The sequence below is a fragment of the Pseudomonas sp. MAFF 730105 genome (genome assembly GCF_055380705.1).
On record NZ_AP018438.1, the window covers coordinates 4,734,772 to 4,753,886 of the forward strand.

At 60.3% G+C, this 19,115-nt stretch carries 18 protein-coding genes and 1 pseudogene; 9 read left to right on the plus strand and 10 right to left on the minus strand.

Features of this window, described 5'->3' with window-relative positions:
• Position 1 precedes the first annotated feature (1 nt).
• From rloB to pabB, 3 genes and pseudogenes are all read left to right on the plus strand, one after another.
• Positions 2-1,534 carry an osmotic stress tolerance membrane protein RloB gene (rloB, locus tag PCOSP_RS20425; RefSeq protein ID WP_139649507.1) on the plus strand — a complete coding sequence of 511 codons (1,533 nt, stop codon included), beginning with the start codon at positions 2-4 and terminating at the stop codon, positions 1,532-1,534.
• Positions 1,534-2,519, plus strand: a pseudogene (locus tag PCOSP_RS20430) (alpha-L-glutamate ligase-like protein). Before rloB ends, PCOSP_RS20430 begins: the two are co-directional and overlap by 1 nt.
• A 278-nt stretch (positions 2,520-2,797) precedes the next feature.
• Complete coding sequence (pabB, locus tag PCOSP_RS20435) at positions 2,798-4,141, plus strand: aminodeoxychorismate synthase component I (RefSeq protein WP_464709420.1); 1,344 nt, start codon at positions 2,798-2,800, stop codon at positions 4,139-4,141.
• A gap of 144 nt (positions 4,142-4,285) precedes the next feature.
• Here pabB and thrH read toward each other — a convergent pair whose 3' ends face one another.
• Complete coding sequence (thrH, locus tag PCOSP_RS20440; RefSeq protein WP_139649501.1) at positions 4,286-4,903, minus strand: bifunctional phosphoserine phosphatase/homoserine phosphotransferase ThrH; 618 nt, start codon at positions 4,901-4,903, stop codon at positions 4,286-4,288.
• 153 nt (positions 4,904-5,056) lie between these two features.
• On the opposite strand from thrH, the gene PCOSP_RS20445 reads away from it, so the two are divergent.
• From PCOSP_RS20445 to PCOSP_RS20455, 3 genes are all read left to right on the plus strand, one after another.
• Positions 5,057-5,797 carry a phosphoadenylyl-sulfate reductase gene (locus PCOSP_RS20445; RefSeq protein ID WP_139649499.1) on the plus strand — a complete coding sequence of 247 codons (741 nt, stop codon included), beginning with the start codon at positions 5,057-5,059 and terminating at the stop codon, positions 5,795-5,797.
• A 455-nt stretch (positions 5,798-6,252) separates the two neighbouring features.
• A complete protein-coding gene (locus tag PCOSP_RS20450) occupies positions 6,253-7,782 on the plus strand; it encodes an NCS1 family nucleobase:cation symporter-1 (RefSeq protein WP_464709422.1) in 1,530 nt (509 codons plus the stop codon).
• 60 nt (positions 7,783-7,842) lie between these two features.
• Entirely contained in the window at positions 7,843-8,571 is a 729-nt protein-coding gene (locus tag PCOSP_RS20455; RefSeq protein WP_464709423.1) for an aspartate/glutamate racemase family protein, read from the plus strand.
• Between the two features lie 128 nt (positions 8,572-8,699).
• Here PCOSP_RS20455 and PCOSP_RS20460 read toward each other — a convergent pair whose 3' ends face one another.
• Entirely contained in the window at positions 8,700-9,623 is a 924-nt protein-coding gene (locus PCOSP_RS20460) for a LysR family transcriptional regulator (RefSeq protein WP_464709424.1), read from the minus strand.
• 125 nt (positions 9,624-9,748) lie between these two features.
• On the opposite strand from PCOSP_RS20460, the gene PCOSP_RS20465 reads away from it, so the two are divergent.
• Positions 9,749-10,495, plus strand: a complete 747-nt coding sequence (locus PCOSP_RS20465; RefSeq protein ID WP_464709425.1) for a 3-oxoacyl-ACP reductase family protein — start codon at positions 9,749-9,751, stop codon at positions 10,493-10,495.
• A gap of 69 nt (positions 10,496-10,564) precedes the next feature.
• Here PCOSP_RS20465 and PCOSP_RS20470 read toward each other — a convergent pair whose 3' ends face one another.
• The 6 genes from PCOSP_RS20470 to PCOSP_RS20495 form a co-directional block, all read right to left on the minus strand.
• Positions 10,565-11,260 (minus strand): HAD-IA family hydrolase, encoded by a 696-nt coding sequence (locus PCOSP_RS20470; RefSeq protein ID WP_139649491.1) that lies wholly within the window; start codon positions 11,258-11,260, stop codon positions 10,565-10,567.
• Positions 11,261-11,523: 263 nt separating this feature from the next.
• Positions 11,524-11,883, minus strand: a complete 360-nt coding sequence (locus tag PCOSP_RS20475) for a hypothetical protein (RefSeq protein WP_139649490.1) — start codon at positions 11,881-11,883, stop codon at positions 11,524-11,526.
• Positions 11,884-11,969: 86 nt separating this feature from the next.
• Positions 11,970-12,269, minus strand: a complete 300-nt coding sequence (locus tag PCOSP_RS20480; RefSeq protein ID WP_464712019.1) for a hypothetical protein — start codon at positions 12,267-12,269, stop codon at positions 11,970-11,972.
• Between the two features lie 265 nt (positions 12,270-12,534).
• Positions 12,535-12,942 (minus strand): glycine zipper domain-containing protein, encoded by a 408-nt coding sequence (locus tag PCOSP_RS20485; RefSeq protein ID WP_139649487.1) that lies wholly within the window; start codon positions 12,940-12,942, stop codon positions 12,535-12,537.
• Between the two features lie 407 nt (positions 12,943-13,349).
• The gene (locus tag PCOSP_RS20490; RefSeq protein ID WP_241801653.1) at positions 13,350-13,571 is read right to left on the minus strand and encodes a hypothetical protein; all 222 of its coding nucleotides are present in this window, start codon (positions 13,569-13,571) and stop codon (positions 13,350-13,352) included.
• A 121-nt stretch (positions 13,572-13,692) separates the two neighbouring features.
• Entirely contained in the window at positions 13,693-15,882 is a 2,190-nt protein-coding gene (locus PCOSP_RS20495) for a GAF domain-containing hybrid sensor histidine kinase/response regulator (RefSeq protein ID WP_139649483.1), read from the minus strand.
• 535 nt (positions 15,883-16,417) lie between these two features.
• Between PCOSP_RS20495 and PCOSP_RS20500 the strand changes: the two genes are divergently transcribed.
• The gene (locus PCOSP_RS20500; RefSeq protein WP_139649481.1) at positions 16,418-16,696 is read left to right on the plus strand and encodes a short-chain dehydrogenase; all 279 of its coding nucleotides are present in this window, start codon (positions 16,418-16,420) and stop codon (positions 16,694-16,696) included.
• Positions 16,697-16,748: 52 nt separating this feature from the next.
• Here the strand turns inward: PCOSP_RS20500 and PCOSP_RS20505 are convergent, their stop codons facing one another.
• Both PCOSP_RS20505 and PCOSP_RS20510 read right to left on the minus strand, forming a co-directional pair.
• Positions 16,749-16,937: a hypothetical protein gene (locus tag PCOSP_RS20505; RefSeq protein WP_041024573.1), complete on the minus strand. Its 189-nt coding sequence runs from the start codon at positions 16,935-16,937 to the stop codon at positions 16,749-16,751.
• Positions 16,938-17,081: 144 nt separating this feature from the next.
• A complete protein-coding gene (locus tag PCOSP_RS20510; RefSeq protein ID WP_139649479.1) occupies positions 17,082-18,110 on the minus strand; it encodes a sterol desaturase family protein in 1,029 nt (342 codons plus the stop codon).
• Positions 18,111-18,255: 145 nt separating this feature from the next.
• Between PCOSP_RS20510 and PCOSP_RS20515 the strand changes: the two genes are divergently transcribed.
• A complete protein-coding gene (locus tag PCOSP_RS20515) occupies positions 18,256-19,110 on the plus strand; it encodes a DMT family transporter (RefSeq protein WP_464709427.1) in 855 nt (284 codons plus the stop codon).
• The last annotated feature ends 5 nt before the right edge of the window (positions 19,111-19,115 follow it).

A 19,115-nucleotide genomic window follows, 5' to 3' on the forward strand; every position in this document is an offset into this window, starting at 1 on the left:
AATGCGCTCCCTTACCCTCCATTTGAAAATGCTGATCGCCATCCTGGTGGTGCTGGGCCTGTCGGTGACGGCCTATCAGATTTTCGTGCTCGGCATCCCGGTGACCGAAGACGCCACGGACGACCTGTGGAACATCGATGCCAAGGTCGAATTCGTGCCCAACGCGAAAGATCCGGTGAAGATCCAGATGTTCGTGCCCCCGTTGAGCCGCGACTACGTCAGCCTCAACGAGAGTTTCATTTCCAACAATTACGGCGTAGCGGTGAACCGGATCGACGGCAACCGCAAGGTCACCTGGTCGGCCCGCCGGGCCAAGGGTAACCAGACCCTCTATTACCGCCTGGTGCTGACCAAGCGCTACAGCGCCGAAAAAACCAAGGTCAAGGGACCGACCTTCCGTGACAGCATCGCCATCGAAGGCCCGGAGAAGATCGCCGCCGAGGCCCTGCTCGCGCCGATCCGCCAGCATTCGGCCGATGTCGAGACCTTCATCAGCGAAGCCATCAAGCGGGTCAACAACCTCAACGACGACAACGTCAAACTGCTGCTGGCCGGCGACCCGACGTCGAGCAACAAAGCGAGAATCGTGGAGCTGGTGCTGTCCATCGCCCACGTACCGGTGGAAAAAGTCCACACCATTCGCCTGGTGGCCGATCAGCCACAAACGCCGGAACTGTGGCTGCGCAGCTTCAACGGCAACGACTGGCTGTATTTCAACCCGGATACCGGCGAACAGGGCCTGCCCACCGACCGCCTGCTGTGGTGGACCGGCGATGAAAACCTGATCACCGTCGATGGCGGCAAGAAAGCCACCGTCACCTTCAGCATGAACAACAGCGAAATGAACGCCATTCGCCTGGCCAAGCTGACGGACGAGAACACCGACGCGAATTTCCTCGAATATTCGCTCTACGGCCTGCCCCTGCAAACCCAGCAGACGTTCATGATCATGGTGATGATCCCCATCGGCGTGCTGGTGATCCTGGTTCTGCGCAACCTGATCGGCCTGCAGACCCTGGGGACCTTTACCCCGGTGCTGATTGCCCTGGCTTTCCGCGAAACCCAGCTGGGCTTCGGGATCGTCCTGTTCACGGTGATCACGGCCCTGGGCCTGTCACTGCGTTCCTACCTGGAACATCTCAAGTTGCAGATGCTGCCAAGGCTTTCGGTGGTGCTGACGTTCGTGGTGGTGCTGATCGCCGCCATCAGCCTGTTCAGCCATAAGCTGGGCCTGGAGCGTGGCCTGTCGGTGGCGCTGTTCCCGATGGTGATCCTGACCATGACCATCGAGCGCCTGTCCATCACCTGGGAAGAGCGCGGCGGCGGTCACGCCATGAAGGTCGCCATCGGCACCCTGTTTGCCGCGTCCCTGGCGCACCTGATCATGAGCGTGCCGGAGCTGGTGTACTTCGTCTTCACCTTCCCGGCGATCCTGCTGATCCTGGTGGGCTTCATGCTGGCCATGGGTCGTTATCGCGGCTACCGCCTGACCGAGCTGGTGCGGTTCAAGGCCTTCCTCAAGGCTGACTCGTAATGTTCGGTTTCTGGAAGACCTGGAAAGCCCTGGAAGCCCGGGGCATCATGGGCATCAACCGGCGCAATGCCGACTACGTGCTCAAGTACAACAAGCGCAGCCTGTACCCCATCGTCGATGACAAGATCATCACCAAGGAACGGGCCGTCGCCGCCGGCATCCACGTGCCGGAACTGTACGGGATCATCTCCACCGAGAAGGAAATCGACAAACTCGACGGGATCATTGGTGGGCATACCGACTTCGTAATCAAGCCGGCCCAGGGCGCCGGCGGTGACGGCATCATCGTGATTGCCGACCGCTTCGAGGGGCGCTACCGCACGGTCTCCGGCAAGATCCTGAGTCATGAGGAACTCGAACACCATATTTCCAGCATTCTCACCGGCTTGTATTCCCTCGGTGGGCACCGCGACCGGGCGCTGATCGAATACCGCGTAGTGCCGGACCAGATCTTCAAGAGCATCAGCTACGAAGGCGTACCGGACATCCGCATCATCGTGTTGATGGGCTATCCGGTGATGGCCATGCTGCGCCTGCCGACCCGCCAGTCCGGGGGCAAGGCCAACCTGCACCAAGGCGCCATCGGTGTGGGCGTGGACCTTGCCACCGGCCTGACACTGCGTGGCACCTGGCTGAACAACATCATCGCCAAACACCCCGACACCACCAATGCGGTGGACGGTGTACAACTGCCCTACTGGGACGGTTTCATGAAGCTGGCCGCCGGCTGCTATGAGCTGTGCGGGCTGGGCTACATCGGCGTGGACATGGTGCTGGACCAGGAAAAAGGCCCGCTGATCCTGGAACTGAACGCCCGGCCGGGACTGAACATCCAGATCGCCAACGACTGCGGCCTGACCTTGCGCACCCACGCCGTGGAAGCACGCCTGGAAGAGCTCAAGGCACGGGGGTGGTTGAGACCGTCGAGGAGCGGGTGGCGTTTGCCCAGGAGTTGTTCGGGCATATTCCGCCGGTTGAAGGCTGAGCACTTAACCGACTTAATAGAAAACCTGTGGCGAGGGGATTTATCCCCGCTGGGTTGCGCAGCAGCCCTAAATCCCGACACCTCGGTGTATCAGACAGATTGAATTGACTGACTGGGGCCGCTTCGCGACCCAACGGGGATAAATCCCCTCGCCACAATGTCGTTCACAACACCTATGCCAGTCGCTGGACTTGCTCATCTCCGACATCCCTCTAGGAGCAAATCCTACACAGGGATTACAATCGCCACCCCGCCTGAATGGCCGACCCACCCCGCCCATGCCGACCTGTTCCGTACACCCATTACCCTACCGCGCCAACCCCGCCGAGTATTTCGCGGCGATTCGTCATGCCCCGGGAAGCGTGCTGCTCGACAGCGGCCGGCCCACTGCGGAACGTGGGCACTATGATTTGCTCAGTGCCTGGCCGCTGGAACAACTGGCGGTGCTGCCGGAAGAGAGCGGCGCCGATTTCCTGCAACGTTTGCGCGCTCAACTGACGCAACTGGGGCACGCTGTATTACCGGGCACGCTGCAATTGCCTTTCGCTGGCGGCCTGATCGGCTACCTGAGTTATGACTTTGGCCGGCACCTCGAAGCCCTGCCCTCTCATGCCATAGACGACCTGCAACTGCCCGATGCCCGTTTCGGCGTGTACGACTGGGCACTGGTCAGCGACCACCAGGCCGGCACCAGCCAACTGGTGTTCCATCCGCACTGCCGCGACAGCGAACGCCAGCGCCTGATCGCGCTGTTCAGCCAGCCGGCCCCGGCGCCAGAGGCCGGCTTCAGACTTGAAAGTCCGATGGCTCCCGACCTCAGCGCCGATGAATATCGGCAGGCAATCGAGCGCATCCACGGTTATATCCAGGCCGGCGATTGTTACCAGGTCAACTTTGCCCAACGCTTTCGGGCGCCCTGCCGGGGGGATGCCTGGTCAGCCTACCAGGCCCTGCGCGCGGCGTGCCCGACGCCGTTTTCCGGCTTCCAGAGTCTGCCCGACGGCGGCGCGGTGCTGAGCCTGTCGCCCGAGCGCTTCGTCAGAGTCAGCGATGCCCATGTGGAAACCCGCCCGATCAAGGGCACCCGGCCCCGTAGCACATCGCCCGCCGAAGACGCGGCCAATGCCGCCGAGCTACTGGCGAGCCCCAAGGACCGGGCGGAAAATCTGATGATCGTCGACCTGCTGCGCAACGACCTGGGCCGCACCTGCCGGACCGGCTCGGTGCGCGTGCCGGAACTGTTCAGCCTGGAAAGCTACCCGAACGTGCATCACCTGGTCAGCAGCGTGACCGGCGAATTGGCCGACGGTAAAGACGCCCTGGACCTGATCGCCGGCAGCTTCCCCGGCGGCTCCATCACCGGCGCCCCGAAGATCCGCGCCATGCAGATCATCGACGAACTCGAACCGACCCGACGCGGGCTGTATTGCGGCTCGTTGCTGTACCTGGACGTGCGCGGGGAAATGGACAGCTCCATCGCCATCCGCAGCCTGCTGGTCAAGGATGGGCAGGTGTGTTGCTGGGGTGGCGGCGGGATTGTCGCGGACTCGGACTGGCAGGCGGAATATCAGGAATCGATCACCAAGGTCAAAGTGCTGCTCGATACCTTGCAGAGCCTCTGAGCCTCAATACAGTCCTGTTTGATCGTTCCCACGCTCTGCGTGGGAATGCCGCCCCTGGACGCTCAGCGTCCGCTTGTGACGCAGAGCGTCACTGGATGCATTCCCACGCGGAGCGTGGGAACGATCGATCAACAGCGTATGGGGTTACAGGCTCAGGTGGCGGTTCGAGGCCTTGAGGAATTCCTGTTTCAACTCGGCAAAGCTGTGTACCGCCGGGAATTGCGGGAATTCCCGGATCACATTGTCCGGCGCATGGAACAGGATGCCGGCGTCGGCTTCGCCGAGCATGCTGGTGTCGTTGTAGGAATCACCCGCGGCAATTACCCGGTAATACAGGCTCTTGAAGGCCAGGACCGACTGCCTCTTGGGATCCTTCTGACGCAGTTGATAGCCCGTCACCCGTCCCCCTTCATCCGTGATCAGGCGATGGCAGAGCAAGGTCGGGAAACCCAACTGGCGCATCAGGGGTTGGGAAAATTCGTAGAACGTGTCGGAAAGAATCACCACCTGGAAGCGCTCGCGCAGCCAGTCGACGAACTCGATGGCGCCGTCCAGCGGCTTGAGCGTGGCAATGACTTCCTGGATGTCGGCGAGTTTGAGCCCATGTTCGTCGAGGATGCGTAACCGCTGCTTCATCAGCACGTCGTAGTCGGGAATGTCCCGAGTGGTTGCCCTGAGGGATTCAATCCCGGTTTTTTCGGCAAAGGCGATCCAGATTTCCGGAACCAGCACACCTTCCAGGTCGAGACAGGCAATTTCCACAAGACACTCCATTTTCTGATGTTTATCGGTTGAGTGAACAAAAGGCCTGCCGACTCTAGCCGCAACGCACAGGAACGCGCCAGCCCTGGCCACTTTTGTTACCATCAGCGCCTATAGAGCGCGCAGCGCCACCGACCTGTAGGAAACCGCCTGATGAGCCCAACGTTTGATGTCGTGGAACTCGCCACGACCTATGCCAACAAGTCTCCACAAGACATCCTCAAGCTGGCCTTCGCCGAATTCGGCGATGACCTGTGGATATCTTTCAGCGGCGCCGAGGATGTGGTGCTGGTGGACATGGCCTGGAAGCTGAACAAGAACGTCAAGGTATTCAGCCTCGACACCGGTCGCCTGCACCCGGAAACCTATCGGTTCATCGATCAGGTCCGTGAGCACTACAAGATCGACATCGAACTGATCTCACCGGACCATGCGAAACTGGAGCCTTTCGTGAAGGAAAAGGGTCTGTTCAGTTTCTACAAGGACGGCCATGGCGAATGCTGCGGCATCCGCAAGATCGAACCGCTGCGCCGCAAGCTGTCCGACGTCCGCGCCTGGGCCACCGGCCAGCGCCGCGACCAGAGCCCCGGCACCCGCAGCCAGGTGGCTGTGCTGGAAATCGACACGGCGTTCTCCACGCCGGAGCGTACCCTGTACAAATTCAACCCGCTGTCGCAGATGACCAGCGAGGAAGTCTGGGGCTACATCCGCATGCTTGAGCTGCCCTACAACAGCCTGCATGAGCGCGGCTTCATCAGCATCGGCTGTGAGCCCTGCACCCGCCCGGTGCTGCCGAACCAGCACGAACGCGAAGGCCGCTGGTGGTGGGAGGAGGCCACGCAAAAGGAATGCGGCTTGCACGCCGGTAACATCATCAGCAAATCCAAGGCCTGATACTTAGCCGATCTTTCTGTACACAAAAATGTCACTTCAGGTGGCATTTTTTGTGTGCACCTCGTCAGAAAATGCACCGAAAAGTTACACCTTTGCGTTTCTCCCGCTGACCTTCGTTTCTCTCCTTCCGATTCTCAGAAAATAAATACCTGTTCAAACGGTCAATTTATAAGTCCGTAACTTCAGTGACTTATCTAAAATCGATAACTAATCGGAATCAAGGTTACTGCTGTTAGACCTTTGACTGGCATAAATCTGGCTTGAGCCGACAAGTGTTTTGTATACAAACCAAATAAAACATACACACACTTTAGATCCGCAAGCCTGAAGCGCCCTATCCCGTACAGGCTGCAGATGCCCCGTAACCAATGATGCTCGCCGTGCCGCGACGAAGATTGCCGAGCCTCGCGCTCATGCACAGTCATCGCTGCGCCGAGAATCAGGAGCCTGCCGGAATGCGTACAAGCCTCTCCAATAACATCGCGCTGGATCTACCCTCTCCAACCACTGCCTTCGATGACAAAACCGCAGCCACCCTAGCCTTGAGTCCAAGGCTGCACAACAAGGACCTGGCGCCAACCAAGGCCGAAGGTCGACGTTGGGGTCGCTACAGCATTTTTGCCCTGTGGACCAACGACGTACACAACATCGCCAACTACTCCTTCGCCATCGGCCTGTATGCACTGGGCCTGGGTGGCTGGCAAATCCTGTTGTCCCTGGGGATCGGCGCGGCCCTGGTGTACGGTTTCATGAACCTGTCCGGCTACATGGGCCAGAAGACCGGGGTCCCCTTCCCGGTCATCAGCCGGATCAGCTTCGGTATCCACGGCGCTCAAATTCCCGCGTTGATCAGGGCCGTCATCGCCATCGCCTGGTTTGGCATCCAGACCTACCTCGCGTCGGTGGTTTTCCGAGTACTGCTGACGGCGATTCATCCAGGCTTCGCCGACTACGACCACAACTCGATCCTTGGCCTGTCGAGCCTGGGCTGGGTGTGTTTCGTGGCGATCTGGTTCGTGCAACTGCTGATCCTGGCCTACGGCATGGAAACGGTACGCCGTTACGAAGGCTTCGCCGGGCCGGTGATCCTGGTGACCGTTGCGGCCCTGGCCGGGTGGATGTATACCCAGGCCGACGCAACCATTGCCTGGTCGATCCGCGAGCCGCTGACCGGCGGCGAGATGTGGCGCAACATTTTCGCCGGCGGCGCGCTGTGGCTGGCGATCTACGGCACGCTGGTGCTCAACTTCTGCGACTTCGCCCGCTCTTCACCATGCCGTCGGACCATCATCGTCGGTAACTTCTGGGGCCTGCCGGTGAATATTCTGGTGTTTGCCGCCATCACAGTCCTGTTGTGCGGTGCGCAGTTCCAGATCAACGGACAGATCATCGAGAGCCCGACCCAAGTGATCGCCTCGATCCCCAACACCTTTTTCCTGGTGCTCGGTTGCCTGGCGTTCCTGATCGTCACCGTGGCAGTGAACATCATGGCCAACTTCGTCGCGCCGGCCTTCGTGCTCAGCAACCTGGCGCCCAAGTACCTGAATTTCCGCCGCGCCGGGTTGATCAGCGCCGCCATCGCCGTGCTGATCCTGCCGTGGAACCTCTACAACAGCCCGCTGGTGATCGTGTACTTCCTGTCCGGGCTCGGTGCCCTGCTCGGCCCGCTGTACGGCGTGATCATGGTCGACTACTGGCTGCTGCGCAAAGGTCGTATCAACGTGCCGCAGCTGTATAGCGAGGCCCCGAACGGTGCGTACTTCTACAGCAACGGGGTCAACCTGCGGGCCGTGGCGGCATTCATCCCGGCGGCGCTGATCGCGATCGTCCTGGCGCTGGTGCCCGGGTTCGATAGTGTTTCACCGTTCTCCTGGCTGATCGGTGCTTCGATTGCCGGCCTGCTGTACCTGATCATCGCCAAGCGCCAAGCGTATTACGAGGACGTCAGCGGTGAATCCATCGCTGTGGATAACGTCAGCCATTGATCGTTCAAGGCGGCCCGCCGCTCCGGGCCGCCGTCTTTTCTGCGTTAAAGGAAACTGCTCATGCGAATTCTTGTGGTCAACGTCAACACCACCGAATCCATCACCGAGGCCATCGCCCGACAAGCCCAGGCCGTGGCCGCCCCCGGCACCGAAATCGTCGGGCTCACACCGCATTTCGGTGCCGACTCCGTTGAAGGCAATTTCGAAAGTTACCTGGCCGCCATCGCCGTGATGGATCGGGTGATGTCCTACGACCAACCGTTCGACGCGGTGATCCAGGCCGGCTATGGCGAGCACGGCCGCGAAGGTCTGCAGGAACTGCTCGACGTCCCGGTGGTGGACATCACCGACGCAGGCGCCAGCACCGCCATGTTCCTCGGCCATGCCTATTCGGTGGTCACCACCCTGGACCGCACCGTGCCGCTGATCGAAGACCGCCTCAAGCTTTCCGGCCTGTACGACCGCTGTGCCTCGGTGCGGGCCAGTGGCCTGGCGGTGCTGGAGCTGGAGGAAGACCCGCAGCGAGCAGTCGAAGCCATCGTCCGTCAGGCCGAACTGGCGGTGAGCCAGGACAAGGCCGAAGTCATCTGCCTGGGCTGTGGCGGCATGGCCGGGCTCGATGAGCAGATCCGCCAACGCGCCGGAGTGCCGGTGGTCGATGGGGTGACGGCGGCGGTGACCATTGCCGAATCCCTGGTGCGGTTGGGCCTGTCGACTTCGAAAGTGCGCACCTATGCGACGCCTCGGCCCAAGACCATCATTGGCTGGCCGGGGCGGTTTGGGCGGTGAGTTCACAGCTGTAGACCGCGTCGCCCCTATCGCGAGCAGGCTCGCTCCCACAGGGGATTTGTTTGCGCTCCAGATTCATGTGGGAGCGAGCCTGCTCGCGATGGAGGCAGCTCGATCTGAAGCCAGGCTCACACCGCGCTGAACCGCTCCCCCAACCCTTGCGCGGCAAACTGCTCGATGATGAAGTCCACAAACGCCCGGGTCTTGCCCGGCAGCAGTTTGTGCTCGGCGTAATAGATGGAAATGTTGCCATCGTCGACGTACCAGGCCGGCAAGACCCGCTGCAAAGCACCGCTCTTTAGATAGGGTGCGGCGAACGGCATGCTCACCAAGGCAATCCCCAGCCCTTGGCTTGCGGTAGCGCAGGCGGCCTCCGAATCGCTCATGGTCATGCGCACTTTGAGCGTCAGCGGGCTGTGTTGCCGGTTACGGCTGGTCAGTTGCCATGAACGGATGCGACCGGTTTGCGGTGAGCGGATCAAGATGCCCTGGTGCTGTGCCAGGTCTTCCGGCTCGACCACCGGAGCCTGTTGCTGCAAATAGGACGGCGCGGCGACCAGTACCCGGTGAGCCACCGTCAGCTTGCGTGCCACCACTCCCGGAGGCAGTTCAAACCCACCGCCAATAGCCGCATCGAAGCCTTGGCCGATCAAGTCGACCTGGCGGTTATCGAAATGCCAGTCCGGACTGATCGCCGGATACCGCTGCAGAAAATCCCCCAGCAACGGCACCACATACAATCGACCGAACGCGGTGCCCATGCTCACCTTCAGGGTACCTGCCGGTTGTCCACCGGCGCTGGCGAGGTTGGCGACGGCGTTCTGGATGGTATTGAGGCTGCTGCTCACTTCACCCAGGAACAATTGGCCCGCTTCAGTCAGTGTCAGGCTACGGGTGCTACGCTGGAACAACCGCACACCCAGACGCGCCTCAAGCTTGGCGACGCTTTTACCCACCGCCGCCGGGGTCACGCTCAGGCGGCGCGCGGCTTCGGCAAAGCTGCCGACTTCGGCGCTACGCACAAAACATTCGATACTACTGAAAGTCTCCACTGGCGCCACTCAAAACTTTTGGTTGATACAGACTGTAGCAAAAACCGTCTACACAAGGTGGCGCCGCATCCTGATACTCACCCCATCGCCGCGGCATCTCGCCCCGGTACATTTTGGAGAACATCATGAGCACTCACACATTGAACGGTAAAGCCGCCTTGATCCAGGGCGGCTCCCGCGGCATCGGCGCCGCCATCGTCAAGCGCCTGGCCGCAGAAGGTGCCGCAGTGGCCTTCACTTATGTCAGCTCAGCCGCCAAGGCTGAAGAATTGCAGAACAGCATCACGGCAGCGGGCGGCAAGGCCCTGGCGATCAAAGCCGACAGCGCCGACGCCGATGCCATCCGCAACGCCGTCGAAGCAACTGCCAAGGCCTTCGGCGGGCTGGACATTCTGGTCAACAATGCTGGTGTCCTGGCGATGGCACCGCTGGACGAGTTCAAGCTCGAGGACTTCGACCAGACCCTGGCCGTCAACGTACGCAGCGTGTTCATCGCCACCCAGGCCGCCGCGCGCCACATGACCGAAGGCGGTCGGGTGATCAATATCGGCAGCACCAACGCCGACCGCGTGCCCTTTGCCGGCGCAGCTCCTTACGCCATGAGCAAAGCCGCGTTGGTAGGCCTGACCAAAGGCCTGGCCCGTGACCTTGGCCCGCGGGGGATCACGGTCAACAACGTACAGCCTGGCCCGGTCGACACCGACATGAACCCGGCCGACAGCGACTTTGCGTCCAGCCTGATGCAGCTGATGGCCATCGGGCGCTACGGCAAGGCGGACGAAATCGCCGGCTTCGTCGCCTACCTGGCGGGCCCGGAAGCGGCCTATATCACCGGGGCCAGCCTGACCATCGACGGTGGTTTCGGCGCCTGATCCGGGCATGAAAAAACGCCGGTCATGGCTTCAACCATGACCGGCGTTTCGTTGTGTCGCTGCGGATCGTCAGGCCCGCTCCAGCTCCGGCAGGCCACAGAGCCCTGGTTGGAACATTTTCAGCGAACGGATGATCCCGTCGGCGTGAGTATATTTTTCGTCGGCCATGGCCGGATCCGGGATGGCGATGGCCGTCATGCCTGCCGCCTTCGCTGCCGTGACGCCGAACGGTGAATCCTCGAACACCAGGCAATCACGAGGATCAACGCCCAGGCGACGGGCCGCCACCAGGAAGATATCCGGTGCCGGTTTTGCCGCGCCCACCTCCGGATCGTCCGCAGTGACAATGAAGTCGAACAGCGCGAACCAGTCCCGATGCAAAGTGGTTTTCAAAGCAAAGGTATGGCGTGATGAACTGGTGCCCACCGCAATGGGCACGCCACTGGCCTTGAGGTGGCGCACCAGTTCCTCGGCGCCCGGCATCGCCAGGGCATGGGGAAAACGCTCGCGCATCAACGGCTCGCGGATCACCAGGAACTCCTCCGGGGTAATCGGTAGCTCCAGGGCCTGGACCACATAGCGGGCCAGATCCCCGGCCCCCCGGCCGATGATGTTCTGCTTGACGCTCCAGTCGAACGTGCGCCCGTAGCGCTCGGCGATGATGGACGTGACCTCGGTATAGATGCCCTCGGTGTCCAGCAGCAGCCCATCCATGTCGAAAATCACGGCTTTGATCGGGCCAAACTCTTTCAGGGGTGCATTCATCGCATCTGATCCGTTATCAACACAACATTCCAGGGATGGCTCAGGTGCGACCGGAGCAACGTGTTTGCCTTAAAGGATTCAGCAGAATAGCGAGGGGGGCCCGGATGAGGCAACGGGAAATCGTACGAACATCCCGTAAGAGCTGTCGAGCATAGCGAGGCTGCGATCTTTTGATCTTGATCTTCCCAAAACTTGTGAACATAGGGAAAAGATCGCAGCCTCGCTACGCTCGACAGCTTCTACCGGGTTCCATCAGGACTTGGTCATTGGCTTGAGCTGCTGGAGCCGCCCGAGCTACCGCCGCCGCTGCTACCGGCCGCGGTTCCGCTGCTGGAGGAATCGCCGCCCATGGTGCTGCCACCGCTGGTGGAACCGCTGCCGGTGCCGGGGCTCGTACTGCTGCCACTGGCGTCGCCGCCATTGCCGCCACTCACGGAACCGGGAGGCAGCGCGTTGGCATTGGCGTTGGAGTCGGAGGTCCGGCCGGCATCCATTTGAGTCGAAGGTGGCATGCCGCCCTTATCCACAGGCGGGCTGCCGCCCGAAGACTGAGCGACAGCAACGACTGAACTGACTGAGAGAATGCCGGCGAGGGTCATTGCCGTCATGTTTGACTTCATCATGGTGAGTCTCCTTTTCGAAGTACCTACCTGATGTGGCAACGGGGGCGTGCAGATGGTGCCGGAAAATCGACAGGCGGCCCGGGCCGTCAGCTCGGTTTGCCGGAAGCATCATCACCGGCGATATCCGGATCATCCGGGCTCGCCTCGACCTCCTCGTCCTCGCTCGGCCCCGGCTCCGCGCCGGTTTCATCATCCGGCGGCCGTTGGTCGCGATTCAGGGAATTGGTTGGCGAAGGCAGCGGGTATTCCGGGGTTTCGTCCTCGGTCTCGATCAAGGGAACCAAGGCATCATCCATCAGCGAACCGGGATCTTCATTGCCCGGATCATTGACGGAAGGCAGAGCCGACGGGCCTTTTTCTTCCTTGCCTTCGGTTTCCGGCGTCATGGCACACCTCGCTTTGCACATGGATGTATCAATTCGAGGCGCAGGGACAGTAAACGTTCCGACAAATACCAGGAAAGGAAAAAATCGGCACAACGCCCAACCGTGGGAGCAAAGCTTGCTCGCGATAGCGGTAAGTCAGTCAGCAATAACGTTGACCGACCTGCCGCTATCGCGAGCAAGCTTTGCTCCCACAGGGTTTGCACCGTTTGATCCTGAACTGACCGGCATCAGGCACAAGGCCGGGCTTCCTCATTCAGACATCGACTCAGCGATGCTTTCTTTTGTGTTTGTACTTCTTGCCGGAATGACGGTCGTTGTCGTTGGACAGGTTGCTGCCCAACGCACCACCCGCCGCGCCGCCGATACCCGCGCCGATGGTCGAACCGGAGGAGCCACCCAGGCGATTACCGACAATCGAACCACCGGCCGACCCCAGGCCGCCGCCAATGGCTGCTTCTGTACGGCTGCCCTTGCGAGCGCCTACCGCACTGCCAGCCGCGCCGCCGACACCGGCACCAATCGCAGCACCTGTGCTGCCGCCCATCTGCTGGCCGACCACATTACCCAATACACCGCCAAGGCCACCGCCGATCGCAGCGGTACCATCGCCAGCCGCCATCGCACCTTGGGCAACCACGAGCCCAAGCACCAGGGTGGACAAAGTCAAACGCATGATAAAAACCTCAAGAATGCCGCATCGGGAAAGATGGCCGGTGCGCGCGGGCGCGAGTTTACGCCAAACAGCATCAACCCTGCTGTTTGGACAACGACCATAAGGGGAGTTTTATGACAGGCAAAAAAAAGCCCGCTGGGGAAACGGGCAGGTACTGCTTTCTAACGGATGAGTTCAGCCTACGTATCCGAGTGTGAAAGAAACGTGAAAGAAATCGCTCGTGAGAAAAAAAGTAAACGTATTTACATCGCAGGCGGGAATAGTCTGAAGCGAGGGAGCTCGCCCCAGCCAGGCTGCACAGCGGAGCGCTTTGTGAATGCCTGGCCCCAAGTGGGAGAAGCTCCCTCGCCACAGGCTCATCCAATTTGAATGAACAGCATGTGTCTTCAGTGGCGGGCTGTGCTGCGTTATTTGCGGGCAGGGACCCTGGGCAGGAACTTGGCTTTTTCCCCTCGCTGCACTTTTGCAACCTTCGTCCGGATGGACTTGATCGGCTCATCGCCAAAGTCCGACCGATACGCCGATTGACCACACTGCAGCCCTTCATTGATCGGATATGCGGCTGCGACTTCCTCGCTGTACGGTGCTCCCATCGCCTTTCCCCTTTTCATCGAGATCGATACCGGCATCACCCGACGGCCTGAAAAATATCGACCTTCACGACTTTGAGACTAGCCGGTCATCAACGGACCGCACGACCACACGAACATTGCCCGACGAATGGAACCCACTGTTTCAAAAGGGAAACACTCAATCGGCGGCGCGCATCGTGCGGCTTAGAATCCGGGAAACCTGGTCGGCCGAATATGGCTTGGGCAAGAACTCGAAGCCTTCAGGGCCGCTATGGGCAAGCTCCTCGCTGTAGCCCGAAGTCAGAATCACCGGCAAGTCCTTACGGCGCCGACGCAATTCCCGAGCCAGGGCGATGCCGCCGATGCCTGGCATGACCACATCGGAAAATATCGCATCGAACGCAGCGGCGTCCGGGCCGGCCATCTCCAGCGCCTCCTCGGCGTTGGTCGCCCAGGCGGTTTCGTACCCCAGGTCCTGCAGGATCTGGTTGGCAAAACGTCCTACCTCCAGGTTATCTTCCACGATCAACACCCGGCGCCTGCCCTTTTCCAGTATCAGGTGCGTGGATTCTTCCCTGGTGGGTTCATGCCGCTTTTCGGCTTCGACTTCCGGAAGGTACAAGGTAAACACGGTGCCCTCCCCGACAACGGTCGAAACATCGACGTTGCCACCGGACTGCTTGGCAAAGCCGAACACCTGAGACAACCCCAACCCCGTGCCCTTGCCCACCTCCTTGGTGGTGAAGAAAGGTTCGAAAATGTGCTCGAGGTCTTCCGAGGCAATACCCGTCCCGGTGTCCGCCAGGGTCACGGCGACAAAGGGCTGGCCAGACCCGGCATGGCCACGAATCGGCGGCATGCCTTCACCACATTTGAGCCGAAGCCACAATGTGCCCTGGCCGTTCATGGCATCCCGGGCATTCAACGCCATGTTGATCAGGGCCGTTTCGAACTGGCTCAGGTCCGCACGGATGTAGCAAGGTCGATCGCACAACTCGACCTTGACCTGCATCCGCGCGCCCGTGATGGTTTCCAGCATGTCCCCCAGGTTCTGCACCTGTTTGCCGACATCGATGACTTCGGGTTTCAACGGCTGGCGTCGGGCAAATGCCAGTAGTTGGCTGGTCAGCTTGGCGGCCCGATCCACCGTTTCGGAAACCGCAGTCATGTAGCGCTGGCGGCGCTCATTGGACAGACCGGGCATACGCAGGAAGTCGACGGAAGAACGGATGATCGTCAGCAGGTTGTTGAAATCATGGGCCACACCACCGGTAAGCTGACCGATAGCCTCAAGTTTTTGCGACTGGCGCAGCGCTGCCTCAGTCTGTTTCAGGCGCATGCTGCGTTCCTCGACCCGCTCCTCAAGCGTTGCATTCAACTCGGCCAGGGCCGCCAGGCCTTCCCGCACGGCGGCGTCCGCACGGGCGCGCTCGATATGGGCCCAGGATCGCTCGGTGACTTCCTTGAGCAGCGCCAGATCATATGAAGACCAGCACCGGGGCGTTTTGTCATGGATCGCCATCAACGCCGTCAACCGCCCGCCCTTGATCAGCGGAACGCAAATGGTCGCCGCAATGCCAAGGGACTGGAACGTCGCCGCCTCCTGCGGTGCCAGTTCCACCCGGTTGTCGTTGACCACCAATGCCTTGCCGGCCCGAAGGTTGGCGACGGCCAGTCGACCGAAATCCGCCAACCGGTAATGCCCGACAATACTGGGCGAGCCCGCCCTGGCCCAGTCGCCGCGAATCGTGAAGCCGTCTTCGTCCTCATCCATGTCGGCATAAGCACAATTGGACAGGTTCAGGTGCGCCGCCAGGATTCGCGTGGTGGCCGCCATGATGTCCTGCGGATCGGTGACGTTCGCCACGGCGGTGCCGATGGCATCCAACACCGCCAGGCGCTGGTTCATGAACACCGTCGAGGTGGTCTCGGTGACGGTATCGAGCATGCCCACGACCTTGCCGAACTGATCACGGATGGGGCTGTAGCAGAACGTGAAATAAGCTTGCTCGGGACCTTCGCCACGCTCGATGACGAGGGGGAAGTTCTCGATATAGGTCGCCTGCCCATCGAAGGCCCCCTGCACGATCGGGCCGATTTCGCTCCAGGCTTCCCGCCAGACCTCATCGAACCGCCGCCCCAGCGCATCGGGCTTACTGCCGAGAATGGGCACAAAGGCATCGTTGTACAACATGATCAGGTCCGGCCCCCACACAATGGCCTGGGGAAAATGGGAGGCGAGACTGAGCGCCACGGTGGTCTTCAGGACATCGGGCCACTGTTTCGGTAACCCAAGGGGCGTGCTCGCCCAATCATGGCGCCGCACCCGCTCGGCCATTTCCCCATAGCTTTGCAGCCAGTCTGTCATTGCGTTAGATCCTTCTGCCGCCCATTCAGTCGAGGTACGAAGCACTCCGGCTTCAGACCGGTGCGTATTATCCCGCTGAGTGTGGGAATGTGCGACGGATTCTGAAGGATGGAACGTATTAAATCGTGGGAGCGTGGCAGAGATGGCTGATTGGCCTACGGTAATGTCCTACATATCTTGGGATAATCGAGTTGGCGCACCGTGAACGGCCGACAAAAAGCTTCGCACAAGCTATGGCAACCTCCTACATAACATTGGGAATCGTCTGCCGAATCAACCCCTTGTGTCATTTTTGCCGTGGCGACTATAGTTTTGGCGTCGTCCAGATGGCGACCGGGTTTGGCGACCCGTAGTGGGATGCGAAAGCGCTTGCTTGTTGCAGGCGCTCTTGCATCTGTAGAGTTGTCGTTATGGCAGCTGTACGCGGGAGACCTTCGGGTCTGCCGGCTTCCACTCCGGTTCGCCAACCTGCGTACAGTTGCCACCTATTCGTTTGGCGACGATTGGTGGCGAAACTTACCAGTGGAGCTTACCTATGAACCGCTACATGAGCCTTACCAGCAACGCCGACGAGCAACCCTTATACGTCGACACCACCGCCCCGCTCCACGTACTCCTTGACGCAGCGGGCTACCGAATCCGAGCCGTCACCCAGTTCCTGGAAAATATCGCAATGCGTGACGAACGCCCTATTGATCCCACGACCCTTCAGGACCTGGCGCAGCTTTGCTGCATATCCCTGCGCGATGGCTGTGATGTGATGGATGTGATTGCACGACGCCTGGATGCAGCACCCGCCGGGTCCGCTCTGTAAGGCGTGGAAATGCTGGAAACCGAAGCCCCCGGCTCGAATCAGGGGCTTTCATTCATAACCAGCCAAACCCCTTGGCCATCATCCCGGCCAGTCCCAGTGAGGCCACGATCAAAGCTGCGAACAGAACCCTGAAGTCCAGCCTGGTTTCGGTGCGATGTTCCCGCAGGTCCACGCCCATTCCGTTCAGTTCATGCCGGATATATTCGACATGGGTCTCAAGCTTCACGACACGCGATTCCATTCCCAACCTCCCAAAGATGCGACCTCATTTCAAGGCCTTAAACGTTGAGATTGCACGATAGCTCTTCTTGGCTTTGGACGTTTCTGTATGGAAAGTAGGAGGTTTCTTGTTTTCTTGTATCCGCTGCTCGTGCAACGCCAGACGCTATGAATACGGCGTCTCCCTCTCGCCCCCTCGCGAGCGTTTCAACAGTAGCTTGCCGGCGATCTCGACAAAGGGGGTGACAATCAGACTATAGACCGTCCGGTACCGCTGCTGATCCTGCTCCCCGGTACCAAAGCGCAGCGCCTCGGGCCGGGCGCTGGTGACGTAGAGCGTGCCGAACATCCAGTCCCAGAGTGACAGGTTCGTACCGAAGTTCCGGTTGAAATGTCGAGGTGCATCGCTGTGGTGGATCTGATGCTGGGCGGGGCTGTTCAACACGTGTTCGAGCACCGGGCCGAATGACAGCCAGACATGGGTATGGCGCAAATTGGCCGCCAGGCTGTTGAAGATGAACACCAGGTAGGTCATGCCAAACAGTGTGTAGTGGCTGATCTCACCACCGCTCAGGTACCAGAAGCCCCCGGCGTACAGGCCAAGACAGGCGGTAACGCCGAGGTTTCCGGCAATCCGCTCCACAAAATGAATCCGGCTCGCCGTCGCCGGTACCAGCACCGATGCCGAATGATGGACTTTGTGGAATGCCCACAGCCAGCGCGAATGAAACGCCCGGTGCGTCCAGTAGTGGACGAAATCCTTTACCAGGAACACCCCCAGCCCATAGAGCAAGGCCAGCAACAGCGCCTCCCCCGAGCGCGGTCGCGCGCCCCAGAGGTTGTTGAAAAAAGCCAGGTAGTCCCCGGACCTCAGGATGTACGGATCGACCAGATGAACGATGGGCAACATGAGCGCAATCTTGAGCGTCGTCCGCAGGAGGTAGTAGCGACAATCCAACCAGGCGGAGCGATGGAAATAGACCCGACTGCCACCGATGAACTGCCAGAACGAACGGGCTTCGGTCAGGCCGCGTTGCTTTCTGAAACGGAACAGGCCATAGGCCACGCCATAGGACGCACAGAGGAACAAAACCCCGAGGCGGCCATTGAAACTGAAAATGCTGTAGAACTGTTCGGTGATGGGGGTGATCACCCACTCGACCAGTTGCTTGTAGATCACGGGAAACACATCCACGAAAGACCGGCCTCTGTTGAAGAGGGGCCATTGTAGATCAGTCGATTGGAGGATGGCGTTCCAGAACCGACAAGGCGCTTCGGGCCTTGAGCATCGATACCCTTATAGACAGGGCTGGATCACGAACGGCCACGGAGGCGAAAACATGGGTCACCTCGCGGCGAAACATGATCGAGTTTATCAGGGTATCGCACTGATCGTCGGCGCGGTCCTGCTGCTGTCGCTGGCCGATGCATCGGTGAAATATTTCAGCAATCGATTGGCGTTATGGCAGTTGTTCCTGCTGGTGTCCTGCCTGACGGTGCCACTGCTGGGTGGTTGGCTGCTGCTTGGGCTCAGATCCGGGCAACTGCAGGTCACTTCGGTGGGCTGGGTGGTGGCCAGGAGTATCTCGCTGTTGCTGATGTGGGTGGCCTACTACTCAGCCCTGCCGCTCATTCCGCTGTCCGTGGCTGCCGTAGCCATCTACACCACGCCCTTGTTCATTGCGCTTTTTTCGACTTTTTATGGTGGAGAGAAACTCTCCCTTCTTGGTTGGATCGCTATCGGGACGGGTTTTGCGGGCGTCGCCCTGGTGCTGCGCCCTGGAGCGGACGCCTTTAACCTTGCCGCCCTCCTGCCCGTCATTGGCGCCGTTTTCTATGCGATAGCCATGGTGATAACGCGCCGTCACTGTCGCAACGAACATCCTCTGATATTGGCGCTGGGACTGAACGTGGCGTTCCTGATTGCAGCCAGCCTCGGCGGCATCGCCTCTTTTTTCGACAACGGAACCCTCGCCGACCGGGCCCCTTTCCTGCTGTCGGCCTGGCAACCACTCGGCTGGCAAGGGCTGGTCTTTGTCTGCGGGTATGCCATCGCCCTGATTGCTATCAATACCGCGACGGCAAAGGCCTATCAAATCGCACCGGCCGCGCTGATCGGCACTTTTGACTACGCCTACCTGGTCTTTGCCTGTTTCTGGGGTATTGGCTGTTTGACGAGGTGCCGGACGGGCTGACCTGG

Coding starts and splice junctions, on each gene's coding strand:
- PCOSP_RS20450 (WP_464709422.1), top strand. CDS start 6,253: ATGCGTACAAGCCTCTCCAATAACATCGCGCTGGATCTACCCTCTCCA.
- PCOSP_RS20495 (WP_139649483.1), bottom strand. CDS start 15,882: ATGACAGACTGGCTGCAAAGCTATGGGGAAATGGCCGAGCGGGTGCGG.
- PCOSP_RS20500 (WP_139649481.1), top strand. CDS start 16,418: ATGAACCGCTACATGAGCCTTACCAGCAACGCCGACGAGCAACCCTTA.
- PCOSP_RS20515 (WP_464709427.1), top strand. CDS start 18,256: ATGGGTCACCTCGCGGCGAAACATGATCGAGTTTATCAGGGTATCGCA.
- PCOSP_RS20455 (WP_464709423.1), top strand. CDS start 7,843: ATGCGAATTCTTGTGGTCAACGTCAACACCACCGAATCCATCACCGAG.
- PCOSP_RS20485 (WP_139649487.1), bottom strand. CDS start 12,942: ATGCGTTTGACTTTGTCCACCCTGGTGCTTGGGCTCGTGGTTGCCCAA.
- PCOSP_RS20465 (WP_464709425.1), top strand. CDS start 9,749: ATGAGCACTCACACATTGAACGGTAAAGCCGCCTTGATCCAGGGCGGC.
- PCOSP_RS20505 (WP_041024573.1), bottom strand. CDS start 16,937: ATGGAATCGCGTGTCGTGAAGCTTGAGACCCATGTCGAATATATCCGG.
- PCOSP_RS20475 (WP_139649490.1), bottom strand. CDS start 11,883: ATGATGAAGTCAAACATGACGGCAATGACCCTCGCCGGCATTCTCTCA.
- PCOSP_RS20470 (WP_139649491.1), bottom strand. CDS start 11,260: ATGAATGCACCCCTGAAAGAGTTTGGCCCGATCAAAGCCGTGATTTTC.
- pabB (WP_464709420.1), top strand. CDS start 2,798: ATGCCGACCTGTTCCGTACACCCATTACCCTACCGCGCCAACCCCGCC.
- PCOSP_RS20490 (WP_241801653.1), bottom strand. CDS start 13,571: ATGCCGGTATCGATCTCGATGAAAAGGGGAAAGGCGATGGGAGCACCG.
- rloB (WP_139649507.1), top strand. CDS start 2: ATGCGCTCCCTTACCCTCCATTTGAAAATGCTGATCGCCATCCTGGTG.
- PCOSP_RS20445 (WP_139649499.1), top strand. CDS start 5,057: ATGAGCCCAACGTTTGATGTCGTGGAACTCGCCACGACCTATGCCAAC.
- PCOSP_RS20480 (WP_464712019.1), bottom strand. CDS start 12,269: ATGACGCCGGAAACCGAAGGCAAGGAAGAAAAAGGCCCGTCGGCTCTG.